Annotated in this window: 14 protein-coding genes; 6 read left to right on the top strand and 8 right to left on the bottom strand. The window is 38.1% G+C overall.

Annotation, left to right across the window (positions count from 1 at the left end):
• Positions 1-3: 3 nt before the first annotated feature.
• Together HU137_RS07150 and HU137_RS07145 are read right to left on the bottom strand one after the other, a co-directional pair.
• The gene (locus tag HU137_RS07150; protein ID WP_182043095.1) at positions 4-2517 is read right to left on the bottom strand and encodes a DUF5916 domain-containing protein; all 2514 of its coding nucleotides are present in this window, start codon (positions 2515-2517) and stop codon (positions 4-6) included.
• 76 nt (positions 2518-2593) lie between these two features.
• Positions 2594-3004 (bottom strand): hypothetical protein, encoded by a 411-nt coding sequence (locus HU137_RS07145; RefSeq protein WP_182043094.1) that lies wholly within the window; start codon positions 3002-3004, stop codon positions 2594-2596.
• A 134-nt stretch (positions 3005-3138) separates the two neighbouring features.
• Here HU137_RS07145 and HU137_RS07140 point away from each other — a divergent pair, with 134 nt between their 5' ends.
• The 6 genes from HU137_RS07140 (at position 3139) to HU137_RS07115 (ending at position 8489) form a co-directional block, all read left to right on the top strand.
• A complete protein-coding gene (locus tag HU137_RS07140) occupies positions 3139-4509 on the top strand; it encodes a sensor histidine kinase (protein WP_182043093.1) in 1371 nt (456 codons plus the stop codon).
• A 78-nt stretch (positions 4510-4587) separates the two neighbouring features.
• Complete coding sequence (locus HU137_RS07135; protein ID WP_182043092.1) at positions 4588-5277, top strand: response regulator transcription factor; 690 nt, start codon at positions 4588-4590, stop codon at positions 5275-5277.
• A gap of 131 nt (positions 5278-5408) precedes the next feature.
• Positions 5409-5732, top strand: coding sequence for a hypothetical protein (locus HU137_RS07130; RefSeq protein ID WP_182043091.1), 324 nt, complete (start codon positions 5409-5411; stop codon positions 5730-5732).
• Between the two features lie 30 nt (positions 5733-5762).
• The gene (locus tag HU137_RS07125; protein WP_182043090.1) at positions 5763-6581 is read left to right on the top strand and encodes a hypothetical protein; all 819 of its coding nucleotides are present in this window, start codon (positions 5763-5765) and stop codon (positions 6579-6581) included.
• A gap of 84 nt (positions 6582-6665) precedes the next feature.
• Complete coding sequence (gene sucC, locus HU137_RS07120) at positions 6666-7859, top strand: ADP-forming succinate--CoA ligase subunit beta (protein ID WP_182043089.1); 1194 nt, start codon at positions 6666-6668, stop codon at positions 7857-7859.
• A gap of 159 nt (positions 7860-8018) precedes the next feature.
• On the top strand, positions 8019-8489 hold the full coding sequence (locus HU137_RS07115; protein ID WP_182043088.1) for a pyrophosphohydrolase domain-containing protein: 471 nt from the start codon (positions 8019-8021) through the stop codon (positions 8487-8489).
• Between the two features lie 70 nt (positions 8490-8559).
• On the opposite strand, the gene ftsZ is transcribed toward HU137_RS07115, so the two are convergent.
• From ftsZ to HU137_RS07085, 6 genes are read right to left on the bottom strand one after another with little or no spacing between them, the layout of a single operon-like run.
• On the bottom strand, positions 8560-10302 hold the full coding sequence (gene ftsZ, locus HU137_RS07110; RefSeq protein ID WP_182043087.1) for a cell division protein FtsZ: 1743 nt from the start codon (positions 10300-10302) through the stop codon (positions 8560-8562).
• 27 nt (positions 10303-10329) lie between these two features.
• Entirely contained in the window at positions 10330-11727 is a 1398-nt protein-coding gene (gene ftsA / locus HU137_RS07105) for a cell division protein FtsA (protein WP_220457183.1), read from the bottom strand.
• Positions 11714-12457 carry a cell division protein FtsQ/DivIB gene (locus HU137_RS07100; RefSeq protein ID WP_182043086.1) on the bottom strand — a complete coding sequence of 248 codons (744 nt, stop codon included), beginning with the start codon at positions 12455-12457 and terminating at the stop codon, positions 11714-11716. Before HU137_RS07100 ends, ftsA begins: the two co-directional genes overlap by 14 nt.
• Complete coding sequence (murC, locus tag HU137_RS07095; RefSeq protein ID WP_182043085.1) at positions 12447-13787, bottom strand: UDP-N-acetylmuramate--L-alanine ligase; 1341 nt, start codon at positions 13785-13787, stop codon at positions 12447-12449. Before murC ends, HU137_RS07100 begins: the two co-directional genes overlap by 11 nt.
• Positions 13784-14890, bottom strand: a complete 1107-nt coding sequence (gene murG, locus HU137_RS07090) for an undecaprenyldiphospho-muramoylpentapeptide beta-N-acetylglucosaminyltransferase (RefSeq protein ID WP_182043084.1) — start codon at positions 14888-14890, stop codon at positions 13784-13786. Before murG ends, murC begins: the two co-directional genes overlap by 4 nt.
• Positions 14865-16067 carry an FtsW/RodA/SpoVE family cell cycle protein gene (locus tag HU137_RS07085; protein WP_182043083.1) on the bottom strand — a complete coding sequence of 401 codons (1203 nt, stop codon included), beginning with the start codon at positions 16065-16067 and terminating at the stop codon, positions 14865-14867. Before HU137_RS07085 ends, murG begins: the two co-directional genes overlap by 26 nt.
• Between the last annotated feature and the right edge of the window lies 1 nt (position 16068).

The following is a 16068-nucleotide window of genomic DNA, read 5'->3' as shown; positions in this document are numbered from 1 at the left end:
GAATTACATCATTCCAAAGTTAGTCGAATTCCGTTTATACGCATAACTCTTTCTTTCGTGATATGCGTTTCGGCGAGCCGTTTCCTCTATCTCCGGTTTCTTTTTGAACCAATTTTTCATTCGATTATAATCGAGGAAATAGGAAATTCGGATGGAAAAACTATTCAATTGCGGTTGGTCAAACAAATAATCAAAATTGTCCCGGAAACTGGTTTCTGAAACCTCATCATAACCTTCAATTGCGTTTCTATACAGCAAGCTCAACTGACTTCCCGGCGCAAACCACCAACTGAATCGCAAATCGATGTTCCAACTGTTATAGGTCGCATCATGATTATTGGAATAAGCAGTTGTTTCAGTCAAATCTCCGTTTTCTTCCAGTGTATAGAATTCTTCATAAGTTACGTCGGTAAAATAATGACGGAAAGCGAGGTTCAGCGCCATTTTTTCGTTGAAAATGTATTGGGATTCGAGCGAAGTTTCTACTGTATTTCTATCGCGTTTCCCGAAATAAATTTCGTTTGCATCTTTGTTGACAAATCCATATTCTTTGTCAGAAAGCGTGGTTTGGGTATTTAGGTACAATTTCCATTTGTCTGAAACTCTGAAGCGAGGTGAAAAATTGATGATCAATCTTCCCATGCCGCGTTCTGCATATTTGTACCAATCCAACGTCGCATCCAGCGCCAGTTTCTTTCGATAATCCGTAGAAATCCAAGCCCAAGTATCATAATAATCCGGAATTTTTAAATGCCGATTTTCCGTTCTCGGTTCATAAATATCATAAGTCCCAAATGGCGTGGTTTCAAATCCGCCACCAAAGGTGAAAAAGGATTTGGTCGTGAAACTCGAATTGAAATTGAACATGAAATAATTGTACAAATCAGGATCCAAACGTCGGCTCAAATTCAGATTGAAATTCAAATTCAAATTGTTGAAATTCCCTTTGGGTTGCAAATACCGATAACCATAATACCCAAAATAATTGATGTAATTCGTCTGACCTGTATACCCCAAATCATCGATGTTATAATCTTTTGTTCTCAAGAAAAAACTCGCTTGATAGCGGTGTTTTCCACTGATTTTGGCAAGACCGGAAGTGGCTTCAAAACCCCATAAATCATCCTCAAGATTCACCCAACTGGCCTCGACGTCTCCCCAATAATTCCAAGTATTTTTTTTGTTGGTCAAATTATAATACAAACCCGAAACGTTGGCATCGCGGTGATTTCCTTCCCGAAAAGTGTTGGTGTTGACAAATGAAACCGAATTATTTTCTCCAAACCGTTGGTCCAGCACGAGAACATTGTAATTGGTCAAGGGTTCTACCAATTCTTTTCGCTCTTCCAACGTTGATTCATTTTTTACTTTTGCATACGTTCTTTCTGTCAATCCATTAAAAAATCCGATCCCCAAATTCTTTTTGGTGCGACCTGAAATTTTCATCGCATTGATCAAATCTACTCTTGCGGGAAATTCTAAAACCACCTCATCCTCTGCCAATTCCGGATACAAACTTGGAAAACCACCGACTCTACGCGAATAAAAAAGATTTCCTTTGTTGAACAATTCTGTTCCTTCTGTAAAAAATGGACGTTGTTCTGCATATTGCACTTCAAAAGCAGTGAGATTCAAAACCGTCGGATCAAATTTGGTTTGACCGAAATCGGGAATCAAAATCATGTCAAGCGTAAAAGCATCATTGATCCCATATTTCAGATCCATTCCGCCGTTGAACACAAATTCTGATTCGCCATCATAATTGTTCAAATAACCCGACAAATAAGGTTGAAATGAAAGCCGAGTCGGCGGATCGATGTTTTCAATGCCATGAATTTCGCCATCGTAAATGGAAAATGCACCTTTTGTATTGTCCACAAAATTCCAGCTAAATCTTTTCCGGTCGCGTCTGAATTCGCGTTCCATCTGCAATCCCCAGATTTGCTGATCTCCATCCGGAAAACGGATTTCCGAATAAGGAATAAATATTTCGGCGATCCAGCCCTCTGAAGTGATTTGCACATCGCTGTACCAAACGCCGTTCCAGGAGCTGTCCTCATTTCCATTGGTCATTTTGGCGTCATATTGAACACCAGCTGCTGTCACGATGAATTGTAAACTCTGTTGGCGGTCATTGTAACCATTTAGCAAAACAAAAAAGAAATCATCATTGCCAATTCCATCTCGTTCGGTCAATTCTTTCAAGATCTTATTTGGCTCAGGATCAGCCATAAACGCACCGAAATAAATTCCACGGTCATCATAAACGACTTTTACTTCAGTCCTTAAACTATCAGGAATCGGTTTACCGTTGTTGGGTTGTCGCTCAACAAAGTCGGTCGCAATCGGTGCATTTTGCCAAACAACGTCATCTAAAACTCCATCTATTTTAGGAGATTCCGATACCTTAACCAGATGAATTTTCTTTCTCGAAATGGTATCGTTCTCCTGACCTTGTACATAAAAACCGATAAATAATGATATAATAAAAACTATGATTCGTATGATAAAAGACATAAGGTAGTTGTTTCTTTAAGAGACGAGCGAGATTTCTAATTGTTACAAAAATTTATAAATTTATTTGATGTGTCAATTATTTTCGAGAAGTTCTGGGTGTTTTAGGAGTTCTAGGCGATTTTTTACTTCCGACGGTCTCAGATATTTGTTTGCCTAAATCTTCAATTTTCAATTGAAAAGATTTGGTGACTGCTTCTTTGTCCAATTCCATTTCTACCTTTCCTTCTTTGATGGAAATCTCATAACCTTTTCCTTCCCAAATGGATGATTTCCCGGATTCAGTAGTTGGATTTCCAAGCGATTTAATGATGAGCGATTTTGCGGCAGCGGTTTTTTCCGTGTCAAATTTGGCAAAATAAGTATAATCATCGTCATCACTGCTCACGGAAATGGAAACGTTTGAATTGGATGAAACGCTAGAGTTGTTTTGAGAAAAGGTTTGGATGCTTAATAAAACCATCGCCAAACCGAATAATACTTTTTTCATGATCTATAGTTTTAAATTCTTTCTACAAAATTCAGAAAATCAAAAAGATAAAATGGTTAATCCAAGGTTAATGAAGGGTTAATGTACGAAATTCAAGTTTAAATATAATTTGACTTGAGTATTTTTGTGAAGCCATGAAGCCAAAAAACCAAATCAAAATCCTGATCATTTCCTGCTTGGTGATCCTCGGAGGCTTGATTTCAATTCAATATTATTTGATTCAAAACACCTACCAATTGATTTCAGAAACCTATGTCAATGAAGTTAAAAAAGAAATTGCACCCGTCATCGAATCACCAGAATTGGATTCATTGGAAGATCAATTTGTATCAGAAATTAAAAAAATTGCTTGGTTAAAAGCCCAAGATTCGATCAATGAAATCCAGTTTCACCTTCAAGCGCAAAGTTTGTCGGATTCTATCCGTAATTTAAGCCAAAAATATTTGAAAAGTCAATGGAAAGATTATCCTATTTTAAAGGAAGTCCAACTCAAATTTCAATTGAAACAAATCGTTTTCATCACAGAATTCGCCCAGGATACCATCCTTCGTTTGGTCGATCCTCCGCTGGTTTACATCGGACAAAGGTTTGATGGAAATGGTTTCCACCTCAGCAGCGGAATTACCCAAACATCTGAAGATTTGGATTTGGAAGATGAAAACCTTTCAACTGATTTTTTTTACAAACATTCATCAACCGTGAACATGGATATTTCCAATTTCCAGCAGAAAATTTGGAATAAAATGAAATGGATGCTCATCGGTGCATTTTGTTTGATATTGGCAGTGATCTATCTCTTTTACCATATTTTTCGGTCTTTCATCAAACAAAAGAAAATTGCAGAAATCAAAACCGATTTTGCCAATAATATTACACATGAACTAAAAACACCACTCGCTTCATTGAACTTGATTATCCAATCCTTACAAAAAAAAGAAGTCATCGAGAATCCTGAAATTTTGGACCAGATGATCCAATCCATGGAGCGACAAAATAATCGGATCCAGAACATCGTGGACAGGGTTTTGGAAAGTTCCGTAGATGAACAAAAAATTCAGCTAAAAAAAGTGGAAATCGTTCAATTTCTAAACGAATTTTTGGCTGATTATCATTCGGAAAACCATCAAATCATTTTAGCAATCGAACCAAAAGAACTTTTTCTAGAAACCGATACGTATCAACTGGGTCGTGTACTTCAAAATCTTTTGCAAAATGCTGAAAAATACAGCCCAAAAGGATCTGAAATTCTCATCAATGGATTTCAAAACCATTCAGATTACATCATCGAAATCCAAGATTCGGGAATGGGCATTCCGGCTTCAGAACAGGAAAAGATTTTTGAGAAATTTTATAGAGTTTCAGAAGGAAACCGACACGATGCAAAAGGTTTGGGTCTCGGATTGTATCTCTGCAAGCAGATCATGAAGGGTTTGGGTGGAAATATTTTGGTGCAAAGTTCGTTGAAAAAAGGAAGTACTTTTATTTTGAAAATTCCGGTGAGTTGATGTACGATTTACGAAAGACGATTTACGAAGTTAGATTTACGAATTTCGAGCTTCGAACTTCGCAAAACGAATAAAAAAATGATAAAAATTCTGATAGTCGAGGACGATTTGGATTTGGGGAATTTGCTCCAACAGTATTTGGTTTTGAATCAATTTCAAGCGCATCGGGTTTTCAATGGCGTCGAAGCCCGAGAAGAATTGAAACAAAATACATATGATTTGTTAATTCTCGATGTGATGATGCCACAGGAAGACGGATTTACATTGGCAGAAAAACTCCAAAAGTCGCATCCCGATTTGCCTTTTCTTTTTGTAACTGCCAGAAAGATGAAAGAGGATGTTTTAACCGGATTGAAGCTAGGAGCAGATGATTATATCACAAAACCTTTTGATGCGGATGAATTGATCCTTCGTATTCAAAATATATTGAAACGCAAGTCAAAAGTTGAATCGCCCAAATTGACTACCTATTCTTTTGGTAAATTCCGATTTGAACCGGAAAATTTGTTGCTTAAAACCGAAAAGTCGGAACGAAACCTCACCGAAAAAGAAGCACAACTTCTTAGTTTTCTTTATCAACACCGGGACAGGATCATCAAACGCGAAGAAGTGCTGAACCATCTTTGGGAAGAATCCGATTTCTTTTCCGGCCGGAGTTTGGATGTATTCATCAGCCGACTCAGGAAATATTTGGTGGAAGATGATGCGGTACAGATCGAAAGTATACGAGGCGTAGGGTTTCGGTTTTTGGTGGGTTTGTCTAAATAAAAAATGCATTGTTAGGAATTTTATATCTTTTGATTCTAAAACTTAAAATCCTTAGAATTAATTCAATAATGGGCATACTTAAATACTTTGCTGTTATCATTTATTCATTTATATTCCTTCTTGTTCAATTGATGATAATTTTCGGCGAAGGAATTTCTATCATTTTTTATGGTTATGTTTATTTGTATTTATCAGTATTTGTAGTTCCTTCCATTATTCTTTGTATTTTTTACATTTGGTTTTACGCTAAATTTCCAAAGTTTCAAATCCATTCATCGATTGTGTATTTCCTATTTTTTATTCTAATTGAAATCATTTGGATGACCATCAGAAAAAAGGATATGGTATTTGATTTTATCATAACAGGGCTAATACTTGCGATCCTCATGGGGTTTGGATTGGACTTCATGATGAAATGGTTTCAAAAAATAGATGAAAAAGTTGAAAAGATGTAAGGATAATTTTCTCAAATAATATATAATTTCATGAAAAACATTAATTTTCTATACTTATTTATAGTGCTCATTTCAATTCATTCTTGTTCCGCTTTAAAAAAGGATTTGAATGCTAATTCACCCAAAATCAAAAAAATAACAACAGCCCTTTATGTTCAAGGAAACCGTGAGGAATTAAACCGTGAAGAAATTCTAACTAATTATCTTTTTAACATTGAAATTTACAACCGATTTGGTTCTTTGATTGAAAAACAGCATTATGACACCGAAGGAAAATTATCCAAAAAGTCTATATATCAATTTGACGGAAACAATTCACCAATAAAAGGTTTTGATTTTTGGGACAATCCTGTTCGGAATGAATATTGGGTTTCTAAGCATAAAAGAAGACAAATAGAAAACCAATATTTTAATGATAAAGATGAATTGACCGCAACGGAAACAATACGATATGATGCTAGAGGAAATGAAATCGAAAAGTTTAAAAAATCAATATCTGGCGATACCCTGATTTGGATTCAATTCAATTATAATGCTAAAAATCAACTTTCAAAAATGAAGAGATACGTAATCAAAGGAAATGAAATAAGAAACTTTGAATACAATAAAAAAAATCAAATGGAGGTCATAAAGATTCGTAGAGATACGATATCCCAAAAAATAGAAAGTCAATATGATGAAAATAACAATGTCATTTTAGCCAAATATATTAATGAGAAGACCGGTAATGTAAATGAAACCATTTACAACTATGTCTATGACGCACATGGAAATTGGATTACACAAAAGAGTTCGACCAACGGGAAATTAAACATGATTTATGAAAGAGAGATTGAATATTTCGAATAAATTTTCCCTGACCAAAATCAATTCAAATTAAGACGATAAAATTCGGCAGAATGCTTACTTTTGCCTACAACAAAATTTTTTCAAATGAATCTTCACGAATACCAAGGAAAAGAAATCTTAAGTAAATACGGTGTTAAAATCCAAAGAGGAATCGTCGCTTCCACGCCTGACGAAGCAGTTGAGGCTGCCAAAAAAATGACGGAATTGAACGGAAATGAAGGTTGGGTCGTAAAAGCCCAAGTTCATGCCGGAGGCCGTGGAAAAGGAGGCGGAGTAAAATTCTCTCCCAACTTGGACAAACTGAAAGAAAATGCCCAGAACATCATCGGGATGCAGTTGGTAACACCTCAGACTTCTGCTGAAGGTAAAAAAGTACACCAGGTTTTGATCGCAGAGGATGTATATTATCCAGGAGAAACAGAAACGGAAGAATTCTATGTTTCGGTTTTGCTAAACCGTGCAAAAGGTGTGAACATGATCATGTATTCAACTGAAGGTGGAATGGACATCGAGACCGTTGCAGAAGAAACTCCGGAAAAAATATTTTTGGAAGAAGTAGATCCAGCAGTTGGATTACAAGGATTCCAAGCCCGTAAAATCGCTTTCAATCTGGGATTGAGCGGTGCGGCTTTTAAAGATGGTGTGAAATTCATCGATGCACTTTACAAAGCTTTTGTAGGAATCGATGCTTCTTTGTTTGAAATCAATCCGGTTTTGAAAACTTCAGATAACCAAATCATGGCGGTTGACGCCAAAGTAACGCTTGACGACAATGCGCTTTTCCGTCATCCGGATTTGGCTGCTTTAAGAGATACAAGAGAAGAAGATGCTACGGAAGTAGAAGCAGGAGATGCAGGTTTGAATTTCGTGAAATTGGACGGAAACGTAGGATGTATGGTAAACGGAGCCGGATTAGCGATGGCGACGATGGACATCATCAAATTGTCAGGTGGAAACCCAGCAAACTTCTTAGATGTAGGAGGAACGGCTGACGCAGAACGCGTTGAAAAAGCATTTAGAATCATCTTAAAAGACCAAAATGTAAAAGCGATTTTGGTGAATATTTTTGGTGGAATCGTTCGTTGTGACCGTGTGGCACAAGGTATCCTGGATGCATATAAAAACATGGGCGATGCGATCCAAGTTCCGATCATCGTAAGACTTCAAGGAACCAATGCTGAAATCGCCAAACAAATGATCGACGATTCAGGATTGAAAGTACTTTCAGCCATTACTTTACAAGAGGCAGCTGATCGTGTAAAAGAAGTAGTCGCGTAAAAATTGTATAAAGTACAATGTAAAAAATATAAAGCAAGAGGATTCAGTTTGAGTCCTCTTTTTTGTTGGATAACTTTGTGCTCTTTGTGTAAATCTTTGTGAACTTTGTGGTTTGTAAAATGGTAAATCCAATTATTTTTGTACTTCAATTTTATAAAAATGCAAGACCCAAAAAGTTTAACTTCAGTAGCCGAATTCCACAAAACCTTTCAACATCCAATTTTAGAATCGCCTCAAATTCCATCCGAAGCAAGATGCAAATTGCGTGTGTCTTTAATCGCAGAAGAATTAGAAGAATTGGAACAAGCGATCAAAGACAAAGACATCGTGGAAATTGCCGATGCGCTTTGTGATATCCAATACGTTTTGTCCGGTGCGATTCTCGAATTTGGATTAAAAGATAAATTCTCCGAACTCTTTGACGAAGTCCAGCGTTCCAACATGAGCAAAGCCTGCAATACTGTTGAAGAAGCAGAAGCCACGATGAAACACTATCTGGAAAAAGACGGAACAAAAAGTTATTTCAAAGAAGTCGATGGACTGTTTTTGGTTTTCCGTAAAGGTGATGATAAGACGTTGAAGTCGGTGGATTATTCGCCTGCGGATTTAAAGGGGATTTTGGAGAGATAAACCAAAAATTACATAAAAAATTGCCCTTGTTTCCAAGGGCAAAATTTAACCAACCTTTCAACCAATCAAATTAATCAACATTATCATGTAGGAAATTGTTCGGTCTTATTTTCGTTTCGTTGTTGCTGTCTTTTGTAATGATGAAATCTGAAGGTGCATTGTCCTCCCTTTCACTCAAATTCAATCCTTGTCTTTTATAAGCCGGAATGTTTTCCACTTCGTCCAGGGATTTATTTTGCAACGTATTTTTGAATTTATAGTTGAATTGTTTCAATCTCGCTCTGCGTTCTTCGATCGCTTGAGAAAGAGATTGAGAAATAGGTGCGTCAAAAGGATCATTTTCTTCCACTTCTTTTACCACTTCCTTTTTCACCTCAGGTTGAGCCGTTTGGGTGGATGTCATCGGTTTTTGAAACTGAATTGTTTCCTCCTCAAAATCATCATCCAAAGTAAACATCATGGTTTGAGGAGTTTCATCTTCTTCTTCGATTTCCTCAGCTTGAAATTCAACTTTTTCTTCTTCAAATTGATATTGGATTCGCTCCTCCTTTTTTTCAATTTCCTCCGTAAACAAAGGCTGTTGAACATCTTTTTTCAATTGAGGTTCCCAACTTTCTTCCACTTCTTTCACTTGAGGTTTCTCCTCTGTATCTTCAAGAAAGAATTTGATTTCTTGGGGTTTTTCTTCAACTTTTACTTTTTTTTCGGGAATTTCTTCCTCCACCATTTTCTTTACGCGAACTGGAAAAGGTGTTTCGCTGGAAAGTTTTTGAACCAAAGGTTGTTCTTCTTCTAGTCGATGAAATACTTTTTCTTCTTCACGACCGGTAAAAACCTGATCTTCCATCGGAAAACCCGTTGCCACAACCGTAACGCTGATTTTATCACCAAGTGATAAATCTTCCCCTACTCCCATGATGATGTTGGCATGGTTTCCGGCTTCAGATTGGATATGTTCGTTGATGATTCCGATTTCGTCCATTGTCACTTCATTTTCACCGGAAACGATGAGCAACAAAACATTTTGAGCACCGGTAATTTTATTATTGTTCAACAATGGAGAATCTAATGCTGAATTGATCGCTTCTTTCGCTTTGCTTTCGCCACTTGCAGTTCCGGTTCCCATGATGGCAGTTCCCGAATCTGCCAAAACAGTTCTGGCATCACGTAAATCGATATTGGTCGCATAGTGTTTGGAAATCACTTCGGCAATTCCTTTTGCGGCTGTTGTCAAAACCTCGTCGGCTTTTGCAAAACTCGCTTTGTAACCAAGGTTTCCATATAATTCGCGAAGCTTATCATTGTTAATGACGATCAAGGAATCGACATTTTTTTGCAATTTTTCAATTCCTCTTTCCGCCTGTTCCAATCGCATATTTCCTTCAAAATAAAAAGGAGCTGTCACGATTCCCACCGTTAAAATGCCCATTTCTTTGGATATTCCCGCGATAATTGGAGCTGCACCTGTTCCGGTTCCACCGCCCATTCCGGCTGTGATGAAAACCATTTTGGTGTTGGCATCCAAAAACTTTTTGATGTCATCTATGCTTTCAAGAGCGGCTTGTTCACCTACTTCAGGATTGGCTCCGGCGCCCATTCCTTCAGTTGTGGATTGCCCCAATTGGATGCGATTTGGAACTGGACTATTGTTTAAAGCTTGCGCATCTGTATTGCAAACCACAAAATCCACTCCTTCTATTCCTTGCTGATACATGTGATTGACCGCGTTGCTTCCGCCACCTCCTACGCCGATCACCTTGATGGATGATGAACGTTGTTTGGGTAAGTCAAACATAAAATCTCCGCTACTCATATCTATAATTTTTTGGTTCAGTTTTAATTATTCAGTTTCATTGATCATTTGGATAAATTTATCCGTCCATTTTGAAAAAACCGATGGTCCTTTTGGTTTTTTCACTTTTTGTACCGTTTGTTTTTTTGGTATTTCCGGTTTGTCATTTTCCAATAAAGATTCGACTTCAACTTTCTCTTGAGCCGATTCTTGGATGGTTTCATCTCCACCATTCATCACTTGCATGACTTCTTCTTCATAGATTTCATCCATGTTTTCTTCCAATTTCTCCAAACCTTTCATCAACAAACCGACTGAAGTGGCATATTCCGGACCTGAAAGTTCGTCTACCATATCACCAACGATGTGTTCGTTTGAAAACCCGATGCGTACATCCATCGCAGTTAAATATTCGGTCAATTGTCTGATGTGTTTCAATTTAGAACCACCTCCGGTCATCACAATCCCGGCGATCAATCTTCTTTTTTGATCGTCGCAACCATAATGTTTCAATTCCAAATAACTTTGATCCAAAATCTCCTGTACTCTTGCATGGATGATTTGAGAAAGACGTTTCAAAGAAATCTCTTTAGGATCACGACCTCTAAGTCCCGGAATCGAAACGATTTCAGATTCTTTGTTCTCACCCGGCCAAGCTGAACCGAATTTCTCTTTTAACAATTCCGCTTGTCGCTCGATGATGGAACATCCTACTTTGATATCTTCCGTAATCACATTTCCTCCAAATGGAATGACAGACGTATGACGGATCATATTGTCCTTAAAAATCGCAATATCAGTCGTTCCACCTCCTATGTCGATAAGCGCAACACCTGCTTCTTTTTCTTCTTTGCTTAACGCTGCGTCTGATGAAGCAATCGGCTCCAATGTGATTCCTGCCAAATTCAATCCGGCATTTTTCACACAGCGTGCGATATTTTTAATCGAAGTTACTTGTCCGACAACCACATGGAAATTGGCTTCCAAACGGCTTCCATACATCCCTACAGGTTCCGTGATTTCGCCTTCGCTGTCTACTTTGAATTCCTGTGGTAAAACATGGATGATTTCTTCGCCCGGTAACATCACCAATTTATAAACTTGGTTCACCAGTTTTTTCAAATCATTTTCATCGATGACATCTTCATAATTTGGTCGCGTGATATAATCGCTGTGTTGAAGAGAACGGATATGTTGCCCCGCAATTCCAACTGTAACATCCGTGATTTTGTATCCGGAAGCTGCTTCAGCTTCTGCAACCGCTTCTTTGATGGAATTAACCGTTTGGGTAATGTTGTTGACCACACCTCTGTGGACACCCAAACTTTTTGCTTTTCCAACACCTAATATTTCTATTTTTCCGTGTTCGTTTTTGCGTCCCACCATCGCGACTATTTTGGTGGTTCCTATATCCAAGCCTACGGCTATTCCTCTACTGTTTATCATCGTTAATTCTTTTGGTTGCAACAATTTGGTTATTATATCTTAGATTGATTCGTTCGTAATAATTGAGTCCGACTTTTCCGAGAAATTGATCATAAAACAACTTTAATTTCTCAAATTTTGAGTCGAAATTTTTTAATTCACCAAATTCAATGATATAATCACCTTTGTTCACTAACAAAATAAATGAATTTGGCTTTTCTTTTTTAACAGCAATGATGTGTTTTTTCAACAACTTATCAGCCGAAATGTATTCTGTCAAGTCTTTCAGCCCTTCAAAATCCTCCTCTTCTATTCTGCCTCCGACGATTAAAACTTCTGCCGAATGCAAGGTTGAAAGCGGCATTTTGTTCAAATCTTCAGAAAGATAAAACTCATCCACGCCAGTGTTAATACGAGCTATAGGCGTTTCTTGGTATATTTTCACATTCAATTCTCCATTGACATCTTGAAAAACTTCTGATTTTTTTATAAATGAATTTCGGTCCAGAAGGCTTTCAACTTGATCAACTTCCATATTGCCAAGCGCTACTTCTGAAACTTTAAATTGTTTTCCTTCCAGTACTTTTCTCACCAAACTATCGTTCACAAAAAATTTTCCGGACTCATGGTCCACTTTTATTTTCACATCTGTCACCGGTTTACAACCATGTCTTTTGGCGGAGAAACTGACTAGAAAAATCAGGACCACAATTCCCAAAACGGTTTTTACCAATGTCCATTTAGTGCTCATTCAACCAATTTTTTATAGGTTTAACCAATGTATCAATGTTCCCTGCGCCCACCGTAACCAAAACATCAAAATCCTTGGTTTTGATTTTCTCCAATGCATCTGAAAGTTCAGTCACCTCTACTTGTTTATTCGAAATCCTATCTGCCAAAACTGTTGAAGTAATGCCTTCAATCGGCAGCTCACGAGCGGGATAAATGTCCAATAAAACCAGTTCGTCAAAATACCCTAAACTCTCCGCAAAACCATCCATAAAATCACGTGTTCGAGAAAAAAGATGCGGCTGAAAAACACCCAAAACCTTTTTTCCGGGGAACATTTCTTTTACAGAACTGATCACTGCATTTAATTCCGTGGGATGGTGCGCATAATCATCGATGTACACTTTTCCATTGATGTCCCAACGGTTGAATCTTCTTTTTACTCCGATGAATTTGGACAATGCTTTTTTAATTTCTTCAACCGGAACTTTTAAATAAAGTGCAACTGCAATGGCAGCTGTTGCATTTTCAACATTGTGTTTTCCTGGTAATTTCAATTCGAAATTTTCAATCAATTCACCTTTGATTTTCAAATCGAAATGATAAATTCCATCTTCAATTCTGATATTCACAGCATCCACTTCAGCTCCCGACTCTACACCGTAGGTCGTGGCATTTGCAATGGGCAATCCTTTTCGGACAAATAATTTTTCTGTGATCTTTTGACTGAATTCGATAAAAGTTTGTTCAAATTCTTCTTTGTTTCCATAAATATCCAAATGGTCGGCGTCCATCGATGTGATGATCCCGATTTTGGGAGAAAGTCGCAAAAAAGAACGATCAAATTCATCCGCTTCCGAAACGGTATATTTGTTTCCATTGATCAGAAAATTAGAATTATAATTCTCCAAAACACCGCCGAGAAAAGAAGTGCTTTCCAATTTGGCTTCGTGTAAAATATGCCCTAAAATAGAAGAAGTCGTCGTTTTTCCATGTGTTCCGGCGACTGCAATTCCATAAGTGGAACGCGTAATTTCACCGAGAACTTCCGAGCGTTTCATCACTTGAAATCCATTTTCAGTAAAATACAAATATTCGGTATGATTCTTCGGTACTGCCGGAGTGAAAACGACCAAAGTATTTTCAGGCGTAAGAAAATTGGGAATTTTGGCAACATCATCGTCAAAATGCAGATCGATTCCTTCCTTTTGCAATTCAGCGGTCAATTCAGTGTGGGTTTTATCATAGCCCAAAACGACTTTGTCCAAAAATTTAAAATAACGCGCAAGCGCACTCATCCCGATTCCTCCGGCTCCTATGAAATAATAATATGTTTTATCTAAAACGCTCATTTAATTTGACTTAACAAAATATCCACGATTTCTTTAGTCGCATTTGGCTTTCCCAATTTTTTCAAATTGGTGGACAAAGACAATTGCTTTTCTTCATTTTGAACCAACTCCAATGCTGCATCCAGCAAATGCGCCGGAACCTCAGTATCTGCATACTTTATGGCAGCATTTTCTTTGACCAGTGCATCTGCATTTTTGGTTTGATGGTCTTCTGCCGCAAATGGAAACGGCACCAAAATCACAGGTTTTCCAACCAATGATAATTCTGAAATCGCCATAGCCCCAGCGCGTGAAACGATTACATCTGCCGCCGCAAATGCCGTTTTCATATCGTAAATAAATTCGGTGATGTGAATTCCATTGAATTCATCCGAAACTTCATTTTTAATTTTTTCGTAATCCAATTTCCCCGTTTGCCAAATCAATTGAACTCCGGCGTCTTGAATTTTCTGCAAATCGGCTTTCCAAGCATTGTTCAATGTACGTGACCCCTGACTTCCACCGATAGACAAAATGGTTTTTTTATTTGGATCCAAACCATAGGATTTCAAAGCAACATCTTTGGACGTCAAATTTTGAAAGATGGCTGCCCGAATTGGATTTCCGGTATGATGGGTTTTATTTTTAGGGAATTGTTCGATTCCTTCATAAGCTACGCAAATCGCTGCAGCTTTGTTTTTCAATAATTTATTGGTGATACCAGGAAAAGAATTCTGCTCTTGAATGACGACCGGAATTTTCATTTTGGAGGCTTGCCATAAAAGCGGCCCACTGGCGTATCCGCCGGTTCCAATAGCGACATCCGGTTTGAATTCTTTGATGATTTGTTTCGCCAAACTCAAACTTTTCAAGAGTTTCGAAGGAAAAGAAAAATTGGACAATAAATTCCCACGATCCAGTCCTACGATGGGTAGACCTTTGATTTGGTAACCCGCTTTTGGTACTTTTTCCATTTCCATTTTCCCCAATGCGCCTACAAATAGAATTTCGGCTTTGGGCAAACGGGATTTGATTTCATCCGCAATCGCAATTGCAGGATAAATATGTCCACCAGTTCCTCCTCCGCTGATGATGATTTTAGGCGATGTCTTGGATGACTGCATCTGTGTTTCTTTTTTCTTCTAATTGTATTTCTTCAGGCGATTTGATCGCTCGACTCACACTCAAAATAATCCCCAAGGCTATACAAGTTACCCAAAGGGAAGTTCCACCATAGCTGATCATGGGCAATGGCTGTCCCGTTACCGGAAAAAGATTTACGGCAACGCCCATATTGACCATGGCTTGGAATATAACCGGAACGCCAACCGCAAAAACGAGCAGTGTCCCAAAAAATGTATGGATTTTCGTCGCAACTACCATGATTCTCAGGAGAATTAGTACAAAGACAAAAATCAATACCGTTGCTCCAGCAATACCGTATTCTTCCACAATTATGGCGAAAATAAAGTCAGATGAAGACTGAGGCAATGTTTGTTTGAAAACGCTTTTCCCTGGTCCTACTCCACTGATACCACCTCGATTGATCGCTGCTTTGGCATGGTGAACTTGATAGGATTCGATTCCGTCATCTTTAGAGAAATTTTCGATCCTCGACTTCCAAGTATGCACACGAGAGTTGGGAATCAAATCTCCATAATTGAGTGCAACGAAAATAAATATTCCGCCGGCAATCACCCCAAACCCAAAGATTCCCGCCAATATTTTCCATGGAAATCCTCCTATAAATAAGAGCGTCATACACATGGCAAAAAGGATAACCGCGGTTGATCCATTGGCCGGAAATATCAATCCGATGACGACGAACATTGGAAAAAACAAAGGAAAGAAGGACTGTACAAAAGTTACTTCTTTGTCCCGAATTTTGGTCAGGTACCGAGCGATGTATACCAATAAAACCATGGAAGCAAACGTGGATGTTTGAATCGTGATGGAGGTTCCGGGGAGTTTTAACCATCGTGCGGCATTGGCTCCTTCGATCGTCGTTCCCTGAACAAGGGTTACGACGAGCAAAATGAATACAATCGGTAAGCCCAATAACGCCAAACCGCCAAAATATTTATAATCAACACGTTGCAACCCGATGATAATGATAAGTCCCACGATCAAAAAGGCCGCGTGTTTTCCCATGTGGGAAAAAACCGAACCTGAACCAACCGTGTACACCAAATTGGAACTTGCCGAATAAACCGGAAGAAAGGAAAAAATAGCCAATATGACAATGAATGCCCATAGGTATTTGTCTCCTTTGATATAATTTTTCAGAAATCCCAAATTCATC

It is taken from the genome of Moheibacter lacus (assembly GCF_014042165.1).
Taxonomy (GTDB): Bacteria; Bacteroidota; Bacteroidia; order Flavobacteriales; family Weeksellaceae; genus Moheibacter; species Moheibacter lacus.
The sequence above is the reverse complement of the archived record's forward strand: the minus strand, read 5'-3'. Positions and strand labels throughout refer to the sequence as shown.

Coding starts and splice junctions, on each gene's coding strand:
- HU137_RS07130 (WP_182043091.1), top strand. CDS start 5,409: ATGATAATTTTCGGCGAAGGAATTTCTATCATTTTTTATGGTTATGTT.
- HU137_RS07115 (WP_182043088.1), top strand. CDS start 8,019: ATGCAAGACCCAAAAAGTTTAACTTCAGTAGCCGAATTCCACAAAACC.
- murC (WP_182043085.1), bottom strand. CDS start 13,787: ATGAGCGTTTTAGATAAAACATATTATTATTTCATAGGAGCCGGAGGA.
- HU137_RS07150 (WP_182043095.1), bottom strand. CDS start 2,517: ATGTCTTTTATCATACGAATCATAGTTTTTATTATATCATTATTTATC.
- HU137_RS07085 (WP_182043083.1), bottom strand. CDS start 16,067: ATGAATTTGGGATTTCTGAAAAATTATATCAAAGGAGACAAATACCTA.
- HU137_RS07135 (WP_182043092.1), top strand. CDS start 4,588: ATGATAAAAATTCTGATAGTCGAGGACGATTTGGATTTGGGGAATTTG.
- HU137_RS07145 (WP_182043094.1), bottom strand. CDS start 3,004: ATGAAAAAAGTATTATTCGGTTTGGCGATGGTTTTATTAAGCATCCAA.
- HU137_RS07140 (WP_182043093.1), top strand. CDS start 3,139: ATGAAGCCAAAAAACCAAATCAAAATCCTGATCATTTCCTGCTTGGTG.
- HU137_RS07125 (WP_182043090.1), top strand. CDS start 5,763: ATGAAAAACATTAATTTTCTATACTTATTTATAGTGCTCATTTCAATT.
- ftsZ (WP_182043087.1), bottom strand. CDS start 10,302: ATGAGTAGCGGAGATTTTATGTTTGACTTACCCAAACAACGTTCATCA.
- murG (WP_182043084.1), bottom strand. CDS start 14,890: ATGCAGTCATCCAAGACATCGCCTAAAATCATCATCAGCGGAGGAGGA.
- HU137_RS07100 (WP_182043086.1), bottom strand. CDS start 12,457: ATGAGCACTAAATGGACATTGGTAAAAACCGTTTTGGGAATTGTGGTC.
- ftsA (WP_220457183.1), bottom strand. CDS start 11,727: ATGATAAACAGTAGAGGAATAGCCGTAGGCTTGGATATAGGAACCACC.
- sucC (WP_182043089.1), top strand. CDS start 6,666: ATGAATCTTCACGAATACCAAGGAAAAGAAATCTTAAGTAAATACGGT.